Below are 15,495 nucleotides of genomic sequence, written 5' to 3' on the forward strand. Positions count from 1 at the left end.
GCGCGGGCTACTTGAGCCGCACCGCATTAGCTGCGACACTCTTCGGCCATGACCTCCGCTACCCGCTCCCGCTCCGCTTCTTCCTCGCAGCGCTCGCTATTCGGCGAAGACGGCGCAGAAACGTCCGCGTCGAAAGCCGGCCCGACCACTGCGGCGCCGAATCCGTCTCCGTCTGCGTCTGTGTCTTCCGCCGCGCCGACCCTCGAAGCGCAATTCGAGGCGCTTCCGCCCGCATGGCGCGCGCATCTGAAGCCATTTATCGATAGCGACGCGTACGCGCCGCTGTGCCGTTTCGTCGATGGCGAACGCGCGGCCGGCAAGACCGTCTACCCGGCCGACGTATTCCGCGCGCTGCGCCTGACGAGCCCCGACGACGTGAAAGTCGTGATCCTCGGCCAGGATCCGTATCACGGCGAAGATCGCGGCACGCCCCAGGCACACGGCCTCGCGTTTTCCGTGCCGCCCCAGGTGCGGCCGCCGCCTTCGCTGCGCAATATCTTCAAGGAGATTGCCGCGAGCCTCGGCTACGCTTCGCCCGCGCATGGCTGTCTCGACGCGTGGGCAAAACAGGGGGTGCTGCTCTTGAACACGGTGCTGACGGTGGAGCGCAATCAGGCCGCAAGTCACGCGAAGCGCGGCTGGGAAAAGTGCACGGACACGCTGATCCACGAACTGGCGACGCGCCACGAAGGACTTGTGTTCATGCTGTGGGGCTCGCACGCGCAGGCGAAACGCGCGCTGCTCGACGACAAGACCGATCGCGCGCATGGCGAGCCTTCCCGCCTACCGCACCTCATCCCGCATTGCATTCTCGAGGCGCCGCATCCGTCGCCGCTCTCCGCGCACCGCGGGTTTCTCGGTTGCCGGCATTTCGCGCTGGCCAACGAATATCTCGAAGCGCACGGTCGCAAGCCAATCGACTGGCGGCTCCCCGACGAAGCGCAGGTACTGGCCTGACCCGCGAAACACGCCATCGGAAAACCGGAACGAAAAAACGCCGCGGAATCGTGTTCCGCGGCGTTTGCGTCCTGACGCGAGGCAGATGATGTTGCCCGCGCCCTGAACCTCGTGCGACGACTGCTTTCTTGCTGTTTTCTCTTTATGCAGCGGCCGCAATCGCTTCACGCGCACTGGCAAGCGCCGCCGCCGCCACGTCCTGCCCCATATTCAGGCCTTCCGCGTAGATGAACGAGACGTCGGTCATGCCGAGGAAACCGAGGAAGGTCTGCAGATACGGCGTCTGCGAATCGCCCGGCGTGCCCAGATACTTGCCGCCGCGTGCCGACACGACAAACACCTTCTTGCCCTTCACGAGGCCTTCAGGACCGGTCGGGCCGTACTTGAACGTGATGCCGGCGCGTGCGATGAAATCGAAATACGTCTTCAGCTGCGTCGAGATGCCGAAGTTGTACAGCGGAGCGCCGATCACGATGATGTCGGCAGCCTGCAGTTCGGCGATCAGCGCGTCGCTGCGCGCGGCGATTGCCTGCTGCTCGGCCGTGCGCTGGTCGGCCGGCGTGAAGAACGCGCCGAGGACGTTGTCGTCGAGGTGCGGCAGCGCATCGCTATACAGATCGCGGACGACGACGCGCGCGCCCGGATTCGACTGTTGCAATTTCTCGGTAAGTTCGTTGGACAGCAGCGTCGATTGAGCGCCTTGCGAGCGGGCAGCCGAGTTGATCTGAAGAATCGTGGTCATCTTTGACTCCATCCAGTAAGGGACGCGCTGTGCGTTGCGCGATTGGGAGCCATTCTGAATTCTCAGCGATCCTTGAAAAAGTAGCGTCACAGCGACGGATTGTTGCAACGGTGGAACAATCGTGCCGCAAAGGAGACGACCGACTGCGCTCAACTCCCGAGCCAGCGCGCGCGCCAGCCACGCGCAGCGGCGAACGCGCCGCGACTGTCGGCCGATTTGCGGGCAGACTTCGCGGATTTTTCCGCCTTGCCGACCTTGAGCGCTTTCCCGGACTTGGCCGCTGCCCCACCGCCTTTCGCCTCGCCCTTCACGGTCAGCTTGTAGCGCGGCACTTCGGGCTCGTCGAGCTTCAGTTGCGCGACCCGTAGCTCGTCGCGGCGGAACGCATGGAGTTCCACCTTCGTACCGGGCACATAACGCGCGAGCAGCGCATCGAGATTCGAGCCGGTCACGCGCAAGCCATCGAGTGCCACGAGCACATCGCCAGCCGACAGTCCGGCCTTCTGCGCCGCGCCGCCGTCGAACACCGCGGCCAGTGTGCATTCCGCGCCGCCGCGCACGCGCGCGCCGAGCGACGGCTTGCCGTTCTTCCCGGCATCGGGCGCGAGCTCGATGCCGGCCGGCGCGAGCAATTCCGCGAGCGGCAAGTCACGCGTGCCGTACACGCCGTTTGCAAAGATGTCCGCGAGATCGGCGCCCGTTGCTTCGGCAAACAGCGACTCGACGTCGCCTTCTTCGATGCCGACCGGCTTGCCGCGATAAAAATCGCGACCATAGCGCTGCCACAGCAGGCGCATGACATCGTCGAGCGAGCGGCGGTGCCCGGTCTGCGCGCGAATCGTCAGATCGAACGCGAGCGCGACAAGCGAGCCCTTCGTGTAATAGCTGACGATCGCATTCGACGCGTTCTCGTCCTGCCGGTAGTACTTGACCCACGTGTCGTACGAGCTTTCCGCCACGCTCTGCTTGAGGCGCCCGCTGCCGCGCAGCACGCTTCCGATCGTCTTGCCGACCATCGTCAGATAGTCGTCTTCGCCGATCACGCCGCTGCGTACGAGCATCAGATCGTCGTAATACGACGTGAAGCCCTCGAAGAGCCACAGCAGCGTCGTGTAGTTCTCGCGCGTCAGATCGTACGGCGCGAACGCGGCCGGCTTGATGCGCTTCACATTCCACGTATGAAAGTATTCGTGGCTGCAAAGGCCGAGATAGGTGCGATAGCCGTCGGTCATGTCCTCGCGGCCCGTCACCGGCAGATCGGTGCGATTGCAGATCAGCGCGGTCGAGGCGCGATGTTCGAGACCGCCGTATCCGTCGCTGACCACTTGCGTCATGAACACATACCGGTCGACAGGCGCCTTCTTCGTGCGCGGTTCGAACAGCGCAATCTGCGCTTCGCAGACGCGTTTCAGATCGGCCGCGAGCCGCGGCATGTCGAGCCCGATCACGCGGCCCGCGATGACGATGTCGTGCGGCACGCCATGCGCCTTGAACGTGGCGAGTTCGAATTCGCCGAGCGTCACCGGATGGTCGATGAGCTCGTCGTAGTTCTGCGCCTGATATGCGCCGAAGCCGTAGCGCTTCGTGCCGCGCGCTTCCGGCAACGCGGTCGCGACGCGCCAGTTGCGATACGCCACGCCGTCGGGCTTGCGGATATCGACGACGCATGCCGCATTCTCATGCCCGAGCGCCGCGAGAAACACGCTCGTGCCGTTGAAGAAGCCGATCGTGTCGTCGAGATGCGCGGCCCGCACCGACATATCCCACGCATAGACCTCATAACGCAGCGTCAGCGCGCCCTTCACGGGCGCCGCCTGCCACGTGTGCTTGTCGGTCTTGTCGATGCGCACCTTGCGGCCCGCGTCGTTGAACGCGCCCAGCGTGACGATATTGCGTTCGAACTCGCGCACCATGTAGCTGCCCGGAATCCACACAGGCAGCATGAAGCGCTGGCCGTCGGGATCGGGGTCCGCGACGGTGACGGAAACTTCGAACAGATGTGCGGCGGGTTGCTTCGGGACGATGGCGTAGTGGATCGGCTTCATCGTTCAGTGCACGCTGGCGAGCGCCTTGTCCAGCTGATCGGCGGGCACGGCGCCCGGCAAACGGCGGCCATCGGCAAGAAACACCGTCGGCGTACCGCTGACGTTCATCGACTGGCCGAGCGACAGGTTCTTGTCGATCGCGGCGGTGTCGCAGGTGCCGGCGGCGGTCGGTGCGTGGCGCTCCGTCATCCACGATTCCCATGCCTTCGCGCGATCGGTCGAGCACCAGATCGACTTGGCTTTCGCCGTCGAATCGGGCGACAGCACCGGATAGAGGAACGTGTACACCGTGATGTTATCGACCGACTTCAGCGTGTTCTCGAGTTGCCGGCAATACGGGCAATTCGGATCGGAAAACACCGCGATCTTGCGGCTGCCGTCGCCTTTCACGACTTTCACCGCGTTGGCAAACGGCAGGCTCGCGAAGTCGATGCGGTTCAGATCGGAAAGACGCGCTTCGGTGATGTTCTTGCGCGTCTTCGCGTCGACGAGATCGCCGAGCACGAGATAGTCGCCGGTTGCATCGCTGTAGAGAATTTGCGTGCCGAGATTGACCTCGTAGAGACCGGCGATCGGCGACTTCGACACGCCCTTGATCTCGACGTCGTTGCCAAGGCGCGACTGCAGCGTCGACTTGAGCTTGTCGGTGGTCTGGTCGGCCTGCGCGGAGCAGCCGAGCGCGACGGCCGCGACCGTCAGCACGAGCGCCGCTATGCGAATACGTTTCTTCATCATTGAACTCCCTTGTCCGATGTCGCCATTGCACACGAAATGTGCAACGCTTGCACGCGCGATCGCGCACGCTGTTCTTGCCGAAGTGTTCTTGCCAATGTCTTCTTGCCGCTGTCCGTCACGCTGTCAGCCCCGGAGTCAGTCCCGGTGTCAGCCCCGGTGTCAGCCCCGCTGTTCCGCTGCCAGCCTGGCTTTAGCCTCGCTGTTCGTCCTGTAAAGACCGGCGCGGGCGCGCGCCGTTCATCCTGCGTTTCGTTCCCGCCCGGCGCGCCTTGCGCCGTGCTGCGGGCGGGCGGCCTCAGCCGAGCGCCGACGATACGAGCCAGCGTTTGATGAGCGGCTGCGCGCCGACGAACGACATGCCGACATTGCGCACCGCGCGCGCCACGAAGCCCGGCACGGCGAACAGCTTTTGCAAACCATCGGTGGCGATCATCAGCGCGCGGACGTCTTCGCTGCGCGAACGCTCGTAGCGCCGCAGCAGCACCATGTCGCCGAGATCGCGGAATGCCTCTTTCTTCGCGACCACATCGGCCAGCGACGCGACATCGCGCAGCCCCAGATTCATACCTTGTCCGGCGAGCGGATGGATCAGATGCGCGGCGTCGCCGACCAGTGCGACGCGCGGCGCGACGAGCCGGTCGACCGTTTGCAGCGCGAGCGGAAAGCCTTTGGCCGGGGTCACGCATTCGAGCGCGCCGAGCGCGCTCGTCGTGATGCGCTCGACTTCGGCGGCAAGACGCGCCGGCGCGAGCGACATCAACTGTTCGGCATGTTCGGTGTGCGCGGACCACACGAGCGATACATGCCCGTCGGGTAGCGGCAGCAACGCGATGATTTCGCCGTCGCGAAACCACTGATATGCGGTCTCGCCGTGCGGCCGCTCGGCCTTGAAGTTTGCGACCACGCCGGTTTGCCGGTAATCGCGCCGGTCGACTTTCGAGCCGATCTGCGCGCGCACCCACGAATGCGCGCCGTCCGCTCCGACCACGAGATCCGCCTCGAGCACATTGCCGTTCGCTAGACCGATTGTCGCGCCGGTGGTCTGCACGTCGAGCCCTTGCGCGCGCGAGTCGAACCACGTGACATTCGGCTGGAAACGCAGTGCGGAATCGAGTGCGTGCTCGATCAGCGACGATTCGGCGATCCACGCCAGTTGCGGCACGGCCGCCTGGAACGCGGAGAAATGCAGTTCGGCATGCGCGTCGCCGTAGACGCGCATGTCGTAGACCGGCGAAAGACGCTTTGTATCGAGCGCCTGCCAGACCCGCAGCCGCTCGAGCAACGCCTGCGAACTCGACGACAGCGCATAGATGCGCGAGTCGAATACGGCGTCCGGCGCAAGCGGCGCACAGTGCTGCGCGAGCAGTGCGACGCGCAGCCCCGTCTGCGTCAGCGCGAGCGCCGCCGTCTTGCCGACGAGCCCGCCGCCGATCACCGCGGCGTCGAAAGTCTGGTGGTGTGCATTCATGCGGGCATTATAGCCGCGCGGGGTTGCCGGATCGGGCCGCGGGTCCGCGCAGGGCCGCGATGGGGCGCGCGTGGCCAGTCAAGCGGGATCAAGCGCGATCAAGCGGATCGTCATGCCGCAAGCCGGGAACGCGCACCTCGACAGGGTTACAATTGCGGTTTCCCGTGCCCGCCCCAGTCCGCAAGACGGTTCGTTTCGAAGCCGCGCGCATCGGCGTCTTCGGCAGGACGCCGCAGTCCGCCCGGTTCGCCTCTTGCGCAACGTGTGGAGCGCACGCCGCGCGAGCGGCGGGTTTGCCTGCTCGGCGCAGCACATCGTCATCTGTCTTTTAGAGAAACTCCATGAGCCTCAAATGCGGCATCGTCGGCCTGCCTAACGTCGGCAAGTCCACCCTGTTCAACGCGCTGACCAAGGCGGGCATCGCCGCCGAGAACTATCCGTTCTGCACGATCGAGCCGAACGTCGGCGTCGTCGAAGTGCCGGACAAGCGGCTCACGGCGCTCGCCGAAATCGTGAAGCCCGAGCGCATCGTGCCGGCTGTCGTCGAATTCGTCGACATCGCGGGTCTCGTCGCCGGCGCGAGCAAGGGTGAGGGCCTCGGCAACCAGTTCCTCGCCAACATTCGCGAAACCGACGCGATCACGCATGTCGTACGCTGCTTCGAAGACGAAAACGTGATTCACGTCGCAGGCAAGGTCGACCCGCTGTCGGATATCGAGGTGATCAACACCGAGCTCGCGCTCGCCGACCTCGCGACCGTCGAAAAGGCGCTCACGCGCTATGCGAAGGCCGCGAAGTCGGGCAACGACAAGGAAGCGGTCAAGCTCGCCGCGGTGCTCGAAAAGGTGCGTGCGCAACTGGATCAGGCGAAGGCCGTACGCGGCCTCGATCTGAACGAAGACGAGCAGGCGCTGATCAAGCCGTTCTGCCTGATCACGGCGAAGCCGGCGATGTACGTCGCGAACGTGAAGGAAGACGGCTTCGAGAACAACCCGCATCTCGATGCGGTGCGCAAGTACGCTGAAAGCGAGAAGTCGCCGGTCGTTGCCGTGTGCGCGGCCATCGAGGCGGAAATCGCCGACCTCGCCGACGAAGACAAGGAAGTGTTCCTCGCCGATATGGGCATGGACGAGCCGGGTCTGAACCGCGTGATTCGCGCGGGCTTCAAGCTGCTCGGTCTGCAGACGTACTTCACGGCGGGCGTGAAGGAAGTGCGTGCGTGGACGATTCATATCGGCGATACGGCGCCGCAAGCCGCGGGGGCGATCCATACCGACTTCGAACGCGGTTTCATCCGCGCGCAGACGATCGGCTTCGACGACTTCATCACGTACAAGGGCGAACAGGGCGCGAAGGAAGCGGGCAAGATGCGCGCTGAAGGCAAGGAATACGTCGTGCACGATGGCGATGTGATGAACTTCCTGTTCAACGTCTAGCGACGCGCCCTTCCCGCCCTCGATGCACGACGCCACCATGACCATCGACGACCTGCAGAAGCAATTGCTCGCCTTCCGCGACGCGCGCGACTGGCAGCAATTCCATACGCTGCGCAACCTGATCGTCTCGGCGAGCATCGAGGCGGGCGAGTTGCTCGAAACCGTGCAATGGAAAACCGACGCCGGGATCGACGCGCTGGTCGCCGATCCGGTGCAGCGCAAGCATCTCGAGCACGAATGCGCGGACGTGCTCATGTATCTGATGCTGATCGCCGAAAAAGCCGGCTTCGACCTCGTCGAAGCGGCCGCCGACAAGCTGAAACTCAACGAAACGCGTTACCCCGTGGAAAAGGCCAGGGGAAAGTCCACCAAATATTCGGCGCTTTAGCCGCACGCCTTCACCGTTTTCCGATCACGACCGCAACATTAAATTGCGCGTTCTGTTCCGCTATCATCGGCATCTTTACATACTGAAACGTCACTTTCGCCCGCCTGTCATCGACCACAACTAGAATCGCGCGACCCAACCTGGGTCGCGTGCCCTAGCAAAAGGAGACAAATCGATGCATCGCAAGCCGCTCATCCGTTCGTTTTCCGTCGCCGTCACCGTCGCGTTCGCCGCAGCAGGCGTCGGCATCAGCCCCAGCGCTCACGCCGCCACCGAAATCCAGTTCTGGCATGCCATGGAAGCCGCGCTCGGCGAACGCCTGAACGACATCGCCAACGACTTCAACAAGTCGCAAAGCGACTACAAGATCGTCCCCGTCTTCAAGGGCACCTACGACCAGACGCTCGCCGCCGGCATCGCCGCGTACCGCAGCGGCAACGCGCCGGCGATCCTGCAGGTCTATGAAGTCGGCACCGCGACGATGATGCAGGCGAAGAAAGCGGTGATCCCCGTCTCCGATGTGTTCAGGCAGGCCGGCATCCCGCTCGACGAAAAAGCGTTCGTGCCGACCATCGCGAGCTATTACAGCGACTCGAAAACCGGCCACCTGATCTCGATGCCGTTCAACAGCTCGACGCCGGTGCTCTACTACAACAAGGACGCGTTCAAAAAGGCCGGCCTCGATCCGAACCAGCCGCCGAAAACGTGGCCCGAAGTCGAACAGGATGCGCGCAAGCTGAAAGCATCGGGCATGTCGTGCGGCTACTCGTCGGGCTGGCAAAGCTGGATTCAGCTCGAAAACTACAGCGCATGGCACGCTGCGCCGTTCGCCACCGAGAACAACGGCTTCGACGGCCTCGACGCGCAACTCGAATTCAACAAGCCGCTGCAGATCGCGCATATCCAGTTCCTGCAGAACATGGCGAAGGAAGGCACGTTCACCTATGCTGGGCGCAAGGACGAGCCCGTCTCGAAGTTCTATAGCGGCGACTGCGGGATCGTCACGAACTCGTCGGGCTCGCTCGCGACGATCCGCAAGTACGCGAAGTTCGATTTCGGCACCGGCATGATGCCCTACGACCCGAGCGTGAAAGGCGCGCCGCAGAACGCGATGATCGGCGGTGCGAGCCTATGGGTGCTGTCGGGCAAGGATCCGGCCGTCTATAAGGGCGTCGCGAAGTTTCTTGCATATCTGACTTCGCCGCCGGTCGCCGCAAAGTGGCATCAGGACACCGGTTATCTGCCGGTCACGACGGCCGCGTACCAGCTCACGCAGCAACAGGGCTTCTACGAAAAGAACCCCGGCAGCGACACCGCCATCAAGCAGATGTTGAACAAGCCGCCGCTGCCGTACACGAAGGGCCTGCGCCTCGGCAACATGCCGCAGATCCGCACGGTCATCGACGAAGAGCTCGAACAGGTGTGGGCGCAGAAGAAGTCGCCGAAAGATGCACTCGATTCGTCGGTGTCGCGCGGCAACGAACTGCTGCGCCGCTTCGAAAAGGCCGGCAGCTAGAACCGGGGGCAACGATAGCCGGCCGCGAACGGGGCGCGGGTCCCGTTCGCCTTCACGGTCCCTTCGAGGCGATCTTCGATGCAAAAACGTTCGACTTTCAGCACGGGCCTGCTGCCTTATCTGCTCGTCGCGCCGCAGCTCGTCATTACGCTCGTGTTTTTCGTCTGGCCCGCCGGCGTCGCGCTCTGGCAATCGACGCAAACCCAGGACGCGTTCGGCACGTCGAGCGAATTCGTCGGCTTCGCGAACTTCCGCCAGCTATTCGGCGACCCGCTGTATCTGTCGTCGTTCAATACGACGCTGATTTTCAGCGCGCTCGTGACCGTCAGCGGCCTCGCGATCTCGCTGCTGCTCGCCGCCTGCGCGGACCGCGTGATGCGCGGCGCGAAAGCGTACCAGACGCTGCTGATCTGGCCATACGCCGTCGCGCCCGCGATCGCCGCCGTGCTGTGGGCGTTTCTATTCAACCCGAGCATCGGGCTCGTCACCTACGCGCTCGCGAAATACGGCATCGTCTGGAATCACGCGTTGAACCCGGGCCAGGCCATGTTTCTTGTGGTGCTCGCCTCCGTCTGGAAGCAGGTCAGCTACAACTTTCTGTTCTTCTACGCGGGCTTGCAGGCGATTCCGCGTTCGCTGATCGAAGCGGCCGCGATCGACGGCGCGGGTCCGGTGCGCCGCTTCTTCGGCATCGCGCTGCCGCTGCTGTCGCCAACCAGCTTCTTCCTGCTCGTCGTGAACATTGTCTACGCGTTCTTCGACACCTTCCCGATCATCGACGCCGCGACCGCGGGCGGCCCCGCGCAGTCGACCAAAACGCTGATCTACAAGATCTTCACCGAAGGCTTCCAGGGGCTCGACATCGGCAGCTCCGGCGCCCAATCGGTCGTGCTGATGCTGATCGTCGTCGGCCTGACCGTCGTGCAGTTCCGTTTCATCGAGCGCAAGGTCCAATACGCATGATCGAAAATCGCCGCGGTTTCGACCTCTTCTGCCATGCGGTGCTGATCGTCGGCGTGCTGCTCGTCGTGTTTCCGGTCTACGTCGCGTTTTGCGCGGCAACGATGAACGAGCACGAAGTATTCAACGTGCCGCTGTCGCTCGTGCCGAGCACGCATCTCTTCGAAAACATGGCGACCGTCTGGCGTCACGGCAGCGGCAATGCGGCGAGCCCGTTCGGCACGATGCTGCTGAACAGCCTCGTGATGGCGCTCGTCATTTCGATCGGCAAGATCGCGGTGTCGATCATCTCCGCGTTCGCGATCGTGTTTTTCCGCTTTCCGTTCAGGAATCTCGCGTTCTGGCTCATCTTCATCACGCTGATGCTGCCGGCTGAGGTGCGGATCTTTCCGACCGTGCAGGTCGTGTCGTCGCTGCATCTGGCCAACACGTATGCGGGCCTCACGCTGCCGCTGATCGCATCGGCCACGGCGACCTTCCTGTTCCGCCAGTTCTTCATGACGCTGCCCGATGAACTGATCGAAGCCGCGCGCATCGATGGCGCGGGCGCGCTGCGTTTCTTCTGGGACATCGTCCTGCCGCTGTCGAAGACGAATATCGCGGCGCTCTTCGTCATCACGTTTATCTACGGCTGGAACCAGTATTTGTGGCCGATTCTGATCACGAACGACGCGTCGTTGATGACCGCGGTGATCGGCATCAAAAGCATGATCGCATCGGGCGATACCGCCACCGAATGGCATCTCGTAATGGCCGCGACGCTGCTCGCCATGCTGCCGCCGCTCGTCGTCGTGCTCGCGATGCAGCGCTGGTTCGTACGCGGTCTCGTCGATGCCGAAAAATGACGCGCAACCGTCATGGGCAAAATTCAAGGGCATAACGCATGGCCGCACTGACACTCAAAGGCGTAAAGAAAACCTACGACGGCAAGCAGTTCGTGCTGCACGGCATCGATGCGGACGTGGCCGACGGCGAGTTCGTCGTGATGGTCGGTCCGTCGGGCTGCGGCAAGTCGACATTGCTGCGCATGGTGGCGGGGCTCGAGCGAATCAGCGAAGGCACGATCGCGATCGACGGCACGGTTGTCAATAACCTCGAGCCGAAGGACCGCAACATCGCGATGGTGTTTCAGAACTATGCGCTCTATCCGCATATGACCGTCGCGGAAAACATGGGGTACGCGCTGAAGATCGCAGGCGTCGACCGCGCGACGATCGGGCGGCGCGTGCAGGCCGCCGCGCAGATTCTCGAACTCGAGCCGCTGCTGTCGCGCAAGCCGCGCGAGTTGTCGGGCGGTCAGCGGCAGCGCGTCGCGATGGGCCGCGCGATCGTGCGCGAGCCGTCCGTGTTTCTGTTCGACGAACCGTTGTCGAATCTCGATGCGCGGCTGCGCGTACAGATGCGCCTCGAAATCCAGCGCCTGCATGCGCGCCTCGCCACGACGAGCCTTTACGTCACGCACGATCAGATCGAAGCGATGACGCTCGCGCAACGCGTGATCGTCATGAACCGCGGCAAGGCCGAACAGATCGGCGCGCCGACCGAAGTCTATGAACGGCCGGCGACGATGTTCGTTGCGGGCTTTATCGGCTCGCCGGGCATGAATCTGCTCGAAGGCCGCATTTCCGACGACGGCACGAGTTTCGACGTAGCCGGCGATGCCGCAGGCAATGGCGGCGGGCGCGGCCCGAGCTTGCCGCTGGCAGGCGTGCCATGCGTCGGGCGCGAGGTGGCGGCCGGCCGCGAATGGGTGCTCGGCATCCGGCCCGAGCATCTGACGCCGGGGCAACCGGGCGCCGCAGGCGTGACGCTGACGGTCGATTCGTGCGAGTTGCTCGGCGCGGACAATCTCGCGCATGGACGGTGGGGCAAGCACGACGTGACCGCGCGTTTGCCGCATGCGCATCGGCCCGCGGCCGGCGATGCGCTCGAGCTCTCACTGCTGGCGCAGCATCTGCATTTCTTCGATCCGGCGAGCGGGCAGCGCGCGAATCAGGATAGCCCCGCTGGCCGATCCTAGGTCGTCACTGCGCGTCGCCACAACCGATCGCCTTGCGTTGGCCGCCGCTCGACGCCGCCGCCAGCGACGCGCGAATCGCCGACATCTGCCTCGGCGAATCGGACAGTACCGCGTCGACGCCAAGACACGCCATCGCGCGATAGTCGTCGGCGTTATTGACCGCGATCGCGACGATCCGCACATCGGGCTGCTGACGGAAGCAGGCGACGGTGGCCGGCGTCCACAACGTCGCGTTCACCTCGGAGCGGCCCTCGCCGAGGGTGAATTCCTCCGTCACCTTCAAGACGCGGTGCAGTTCGAATGCCGTCCATGTGTGCGCGGCCGGCGCATCGTCGCATTGGCCCGCGAGCAGCGCGCGCACGAGACGCTGCCGCGTCGCATCGCGCGACTCGAACACGCGCGCCTGCGGGTACGCGGCAAAGCTGCGTTGATACGCGGCGTCGGTCGAATAGATCGTCACGCGCGACCATGCGTCTTCTTCGGTCAACACGCGCGCGACGGCGTGCACCTGCGGTTCGGCCGGCGTCGCCTTCATATCGAGCACGACCGGGATATGCGCGGGGATCGCACGCAACGCCTCGCTGAGCGTCGGAATAGAGGTGGGATGAGCGCGATATGGATAGGGATTGCCGCTATCGGAGCCCTTGAAGGTCCAGCCCGCGTTAATGTGCGCCAACTGCGCCGCGCTATGCGACGCGACCGGTCCCTTCGCGTCGGTCAATGCCGACAGATCCGCGGGCCGATAGAGCACGGGCACGCCGTCCATGCTTAGCTGGACGGTGAGCCAGATCGCATCGGCGTGGTTCGCTATCGCGAGCCGGATCGCTTCGAGTGTGTTTTCCGGCGCGTCGGCGGTGCCGCCGCGGTGCGCGACGATGCGCGGCAAGGTCGATGCCGCAGCGTCCACGGCCGGTTGCGCCGCGGACCCGGCGCCGCAAGCCGATACAAGCAAGACTGCTGACAGCGCGGAAGCCGCGCAGATCGTTCTGAACACGTTGTGACCTGCTTCGAATGGTGAAAGAGCAAACGAGTCTATGTGGCGCGAATCGCGACGGGTCGTTGTATAGCATGACGGGCGCCGTCCCTGAGAGGAACGGGACCTGGCGACATCGCTGCGTCGCTTGCGACCGTACCCCTGCCATACTGTCGCGTCGCCGTTCGCCATGCCCGCGCCATCGGCCGCGAAGTACAATGGCACCTCCTCCCGCTGCGCTCACGGCTTCACCATCGTACGAACCGCAGCATCGCGTACCAGCCTCATCGCGCGCGGGAGCCGGTCACAGCCGGTCAATGCACGTTGCCGGATCGTCGGGCATGTTTTCGTGCACGCGTGAACGCTGTGCCATCCACCCCTCGCCGCTCGCCCGGCTCGATGCAGGCCGGCGGCGTCAACGCCCAATTGCAAGCAAATGGCCCAATACGTCTTCACCATGAACCGGGTCGGCAAGATCGTGCCGCCCAAGCGTCAAATTCTGAAGGACATCTCGCTGTCGTTCTTCCCCGGTGCGAAGATCGGCGTGCTCGGCCTGAACGGCTCGGGCAAGTCGACGCTGATCAGGATCATGGCCGGCGTCGACAAGGATATCGAAGGCGAAGCGACGCCGATGCCGAACCTGAACATCGGCTACCTGCCGCAGGAACCGCAGCTCGATCCGCAAAAGACCGTGCGCGAAGCGGTCGAGGAAGGTCTCGGCGACGTGTTCAGCGCGCAGAAAAAGCTCGACGAAATCTACGCGGCGTACGCGGAGCCCGATGCCGACTTCGACAAGCTCGCCGCCGAACAGGCGAAGTACGAGGCGATCCTCGCCACTTCCGATGGCGGCAGCCCCGAGCAGCAGCTCGAAGTCGCGGCCGACGCACTGCGCCTGCCGCCGTGGGACGCGAAGATCGAGCATCTGTCGGGCGGCGAGAAGCGCCGCGTCGCGCTGTGCAAGCTGCTGCTCGAAAAGCCCGACATGCTGCTGCTCGACGAGCCGACCAACCACCTCGACGCCGAATCGGTCGAATGGCTCGAGCAGTTCCTCACGCGCTTCCCGGGCACCGTGGTGGCGGTCACGCACGATCGCTACTTCCTCGACAACGCAGCCGAGTGGATTCTCGAACTCGACCGCGGCCACGGCATTCCATGGAAGGGCAACTACAGCAGCTGGCTCGATCAGAAGGAAAACCGCCTGAAGCAGGAGGAATCGTCGGAATCGGCGCGTCAGAAAGCGATCAAGAAAGAGCTCGAATGGGTGCGCCAGAATCCGAAGGGCCGTCAGGCGAAGTCGAAGGCACGTATCGCGCGCTTCGAAGAACTCAACAGTCAGGAATACCAGAAGCGTAACGAAACGCAGGAAATCTTCATTCCGGCCGGCGAGCGGCTCGGCAATGAAGTGATCGAATTCAAGAACGTCAGCAAGTCGTACGGCGATCGTCTGCTGATCGATAACCTGAGCTTCAAGATTCCGGCGGGCGCGATTGTCGGCATCATCGGACCGAACGGCGCGGGCAAGTCGACGCTGTTTCGCATGCTGACGGGCCGCGAGCAGCCCGATTCGGGCGAGATCGTGCGCGGACCGACGGTGAAAGTCGCGTACGTCGACCAGAGCCGCGACGCGCTCGACGGTTCGAAGACCGTGTTCGAGGAAATCTCGGGCGGCGCCGACGTGCTGACGGTCGGCAAGTACGAAACGCCGTCGCGCGCGTACATCGGCCGTTTCAACTTCAAGGGCGGGGACCAGCAGAAGAACGTCGGCACGCTGTCGGGCGGCGAGCGCGGGCGGCTGCATCTCGCCAAGACGCTGATCGCGGGCGGCAACGTGCTGCTGCTCGACGAACCGTCGAACGACCTCGACGTCGAAACGCTGCGCGCGCTCGAAGATGCACTGCTCGAGTTCGCCGGCTCGGTGCTGGTGATCTCGCACGATCGCTGGTTCCTCGACCGCATCGCGACGCATATCCTCGCGTTCGAAGGCGATTCGCAAGCGACGTTCTTCGACGGCAACTACCAGGAATACGAGGCCGACAAGCGTGCCCGTCTCGGCGAGGAAGCGGCGCAGCCGAAACGTCTGCGGTATAAGCCGATTACGCGGTAAGCGCATGGGGCGGCGGCTGAACACAGGGGGCTGGGTCTGGCGGCTTGTGTCTGGCGGCTGGATTTGGCCGCTCGGTTTGCCCTCGGGCCGGTCGCTCAGTTTGGCCGTCGGAGTCGGTCGCGGCCGACGGGTCGGCCGGTCGCGTCGGCCT

General features: G+C 64.1%; 13 protein-coding genes. 8 read left to right on the plus strand and 5 right to left on the minus strand.

The window, feature by feature from the left end; translation table 11 throughout:
• The first annotated feature begins 48 nt into the window (after nt 1-48).
• Nucleotides 49-957, plus strand: a complete 909-nt coding sequence (locus BTO02_RS18490) for a uracil-DNA glycosylase (protein WP_075158257.1) — start codon at nt 49-51, stop codon at nt 955-957.
• Nucleotides 958-1,099: 142 nt separating this feature from the next.
• On the opposite strand, the gene BTO02_RS18495 is transcribed toward BTO02_RS18490, so the two are convergent.
• From BTO02_RS18495 to BTO02_RS18510, 4 genes are all read right to left on the minus strand, one after another.
• Complete coding sequence (locus tag BTO02_RS18495) at nt 1,100-1,699, minus strand: FMN-dependent NADH-azoreductase (protein WP_075158994.1); 600 nt, start codon at nt 1,697-1,699, stop codon at nt 1,100-1,102.
• A gap of 149 nt (nt 1,700-1,848) precedes the next feature.
• Nucleotides 1,849-3,744, minus strand: coding sequence for a M61 family metallopeptidase (locus BTO02_RS18500; protein WP_083615178.1), 1,896 nt, complete (start codon nt 3,742-3,744; stop codon nt 1,849-1,851).
• A 3-nt stretch (nt 3,745-3,747) separates the two neighbouring features.
• Nucleotides 3,748-4,476, minus strand: coding sequence for a DsbC family protein (locus tag BTO02_RS18505; RefSeq protein WP_075158995.1), 729 nt, complete (start codon nt 4,474-4,476; stop codon nt 3,748-3,750).
• A 298-nt stretch (nt 4,477-4,774) separates the two neighbouring features.
• Nucleotides 4,775-5,947, minus strand: a complete 1,173-nt coding sequence (locus BTO02_RS18510; RefSeq protein ID WP_075158258.1) for a UbiH/UbiF family hydroxylase — start codon at nt 5,945-5,947, stop codon at nt 4,775-4,777.
• 341 nt (nt 5,948-6,288) lie between these two features.
• Between BTO02_RS18510 and ychF the strand changes: the two genes are divergently transcribed.
• The 6 genes from ychF to BTO02_RS18540 all read left to right on the plus strand — a co-directional run bounded on the left by ychF (nt 6,289) and on the right by BTO02_RS18540 (nt 12,267).
• The gene (gene ychF / locus BTO02_RS18515) at nt 6,289-7,383 is read left to right on the plus strand and encodes a redox-regulated ATPase YchF (protein WP_075158259.1); all 1,095 of its coding nucleotides are present in this window, start codon (nt 6,289-6,291) and stop codon (nt 7,381-7,383) included.
• 37 nt (nt 7,384-7,420) lie between these two features.
• Nucleotides 7,421-7,771: a nucleotide pyrophosphohydrolase gene (locus BTO02_RS18520; protein ID WP_075158996.1), complete on the plus strand. Its 351-nt coding sequence runs from the start codon at nt 7,421-7,423 to the stop codon at nt 7,769-7,771.
• 175 nt (nt 7,772-7,946) lie between these two features.
• Complete coding sequence (ugpB, locus tag BTO02_RS18525; RefSeq protein ID WP_075158260.1) at nt 7,947-9,287, plus strand: sn-glycerol-3-phosphate ABC transporter substrate-binding protein UgpB; 1,341 nt, start codon at nt 7,947-7,949, stop codon at nt 9,285-9,287.
• A 78-nt stretch (nt 9,288-9,365) separates the two neighbouring features.
• Nucleotides 9,366-10,250 carry a sn-glycerol-3-phosphate ABC transporter permease UgpA gene (gene ugpA / locus BTO02_RS18530; RefSeq protein ID WP_075158261.1) on the plus strand — a complete coding sequence of 295 codons (885 nt, stop codon included), beginning with the start codon at nt 9,366-9,368 and terminating at the stop codon, nt 10,248-10,250.
• On the plus strand, nt 10,247-11,092 hold the full coding sequence (gene ugpE, locus BTO02_RS18535) for a sn-glycerol-3-phosphate ABC transporter permease UgpE (RefSeq protein WP_075158262.1): 846 nt from the start codon (nt 10,247-10,249) through the stop codon (nt 11,090-11,092). The genes ugpA and ugpE overlap by 4 nt, the downstream gene beginning before the upstream one ends.
• A gap of 38 nt (nt 11,093-11,130) precedes the next feature.
• On the plus strand, nt 11,131-12,267 hold the full coding sequence (locus BTO02_RS18540) for a sn-glycerol-3-phosphate import ATP-binding protein UgpC (RefSeq protein ID WP_075158263.1): 1,137 nt from the start codon (nt 11,131-11,133) through the stop codon (nt 12,265-12,267).
• A 4-nt stretch (nt 12,268-12,271) separates the two neighbouring features.
• Here the strand turns inward: BTO02_RS18540 and BTO02_RS18545 are convergent, their stop codons facing one another.
• On the minus strand, nt 12,272-13,261 hold the full coding sequence (locus BTO02_RS18545; protein ID WP_442953428.1) for a glycerophosphodiester phosphodiesterase family protein: 990 nt from the start codon (nt 13,259-13,261) through the stop codon (nt 12,272-12,274).
• Between the two features lie 415 nt (nt 13,262-13,676).
• Here BTO02_RS18545 and ettA point away from each other — a divergent pair, with 415 nt between their 5' ends.
• The gene (ettA, locus tag BTO02_RS18550) at nt 13,677-15,344 is read left to right on the plus strand and encodes an energy-dependent translational throttle protein EttA (RefSeq protein WP_075158264.1); all 1,668 of its coding nucleotides are present in this window, start codon (nt 13,677-13,679) and stop codon (nt 15,342-15,344) included.
• Nucleotides 15,345-15,495 lie beyond the last annotated feature (151 nt).

The organism is Paraburkholderia sp. SOS3 (genome assembly GCF_001922345.1).
In the GTDB taxonomy this organism is placed as follows: Bacteria; Pseudomonadota; Gammaproteobacteria; order Burkholderiales; family Burkholderiaceae; genus Paraburkholderia.

Bases quoted from the DNA above. Each gene is read 5' to 3' on its own strand.
- BTO02_RS18490 (WP_075158257.1), top strand. From the start codon at position 49: ATGACCTCCGCTACCCGCTCCCGCTCCGCTTCTTCCTCGCAGCGCTCG.
- BTO02_RS18495 (WP_075158994.1), bottom strand. From the start codon at position 1,699: ATGACCACGATTCTTCAGATCAACTCGGCTGCCCGCTCGCAAGGCGCT.
- BTO02_RS18500 (WP_083615178.1), bottom strand. From the start codon at position 3,744: ATGAAGCCGATCCACTACGCCATCGTCCCGAAGCAACCCGCCGCACAT.
- BTO02_RS18505 (WP_075158995.1), bottom strand. From the start codon at position 4,476: ATGAAGAAACGTATTCGCATAGCGGCGCTCGTGCTGACGGTCGCGGCC.
- BTO02_RS18510 (WP_075158258.1), bottom strand. From the start codon at position 5,947: ATGAATGCACACCACCAGACTTTCGACGCCGCGGTGATCGGCGGCGGG.
- ychF (WP_075158259.1), top strand. From the start codon at position 6,289: ATGAGCCTCAAATGCGGCATCGTCGGCCTGCCTAACGTCGGCAAGTCC.
- BTO02_RS18520 (WP_075158996.1), top strand. From the start codon at position 7,421: ATGACCATCGACGACCTGCAGAAGCAATTGCTCGCCTTCCGCGACGCG.
- ugpB (WP_075158260.1), top strand. From the start codon at position 7,947: ATGCATCGCAAGCCGCTCATCCGTTCGTTTTCCGTCGCCGTCACCGTC.
- ugpA (WP_075158261.1), top strand. From the start codon at position 9,366: ATGCAAAAACGTTCGACTTTCAGCACGGGCCTGCTGCCTTATCTGCTC.
- ugpE (WP_075158262.1), top strand. From the start codon at position 10,247: ATGATCGAAAATCGCCGCGGTTTCGACCTCTTCTGCCATGCGGTGCTG.
- BTO02_RS18540 (WP_075158263.1), top strand. From the start codon at position 11,131: ATGGCCGCACTGACACTCAAAGGCGTAAAGAAAACCTACGACGGCAAG.
- ettA (WP_075158264.1), top strand. From the start codon at position 13,677: ATGGCCCAATACGTCTTCACCATGAACCGGGTCGGCAAGATCGTGCCG.